Below are 681 nucleotides of genomic sequence, written 5' to 3' on the forward strand. Positions count from 1 at the left end.
GACACCGCCGGCCGCGCACCGCTCGGTCACCGAGGGGGCCGCCGCGTTCCGCGAGGCCCTGGCCGCGGCCGTGGCCGGCCGGCTCGACCACGCCGACGGGCCGGTGAGCGTGCAACTGTCCGGCGGGCTGGACTCGACCACGCTGGCCTGCCTGGCCGCGCCGGCCCGTCCCTTGCTGCTCACCACCGCCGGCCGCTCCCCCATCGACGACGACCTCCGATGGGCCCGGCGGGTGGCCGAGCATTTCCCCGGCGCCGCGCATCGGGTGGTCAGCGCCGAGGAGGCCCCGGAGTTCTTCGCCGAACCCGATGCGCCGCTGTCCGGGATGGACGAGCCCGCCCCGTTTGCTGCCGGGGCCGCCCGCACCCACTACGCGGCGCGACTGTTGGCCGAGCATGGCACTCGGCTGCATCTCAACGGCCAGGGCGGTGACGAGGTGCTGCTCGCCCCGCTGGCCTACCTCGGCACCGCAGTGCGCGCCGTGCCCCGGCTGGGGTGGCGGCACGTGCGCGGACACGCCGCCCTGAAACACAGTCCAGTGTGGAGGATGGCGTGGGCCGCATGGCGCCGCCAGCCCTACGGCACGTGGCTGCGCTGGGCCGCCGAGCACCTGCACACCGAGCCGCCGGTCGCCGACGCGGTGACCGGGTGGGAGGCCCCGCCCCTGCTGCCCCCGTGGGC

Annotated in this window: 1 protein-coding gene; it reads left to right on the plus strand. The window is 76.9% G+C overall.

Translation table 11 applies throughout. The features are described from left to right. The coding region (locus IEY55_RS31780; RefSeq protein ID WP_189062285.1) for an asparagine synthase-related protein at positions 1-681 on the plus strand (681 nt) is incomplete at both ends.

This window comes from Longimycelium tulufanense, from assembly GCF_014645795.1.
GTDB lineage: Bacteria > Actinomycetota > Actinomycetes > Mycobacteriales > Pseudonocardiaceae > Longimycelium > Longimycelium tulufanense.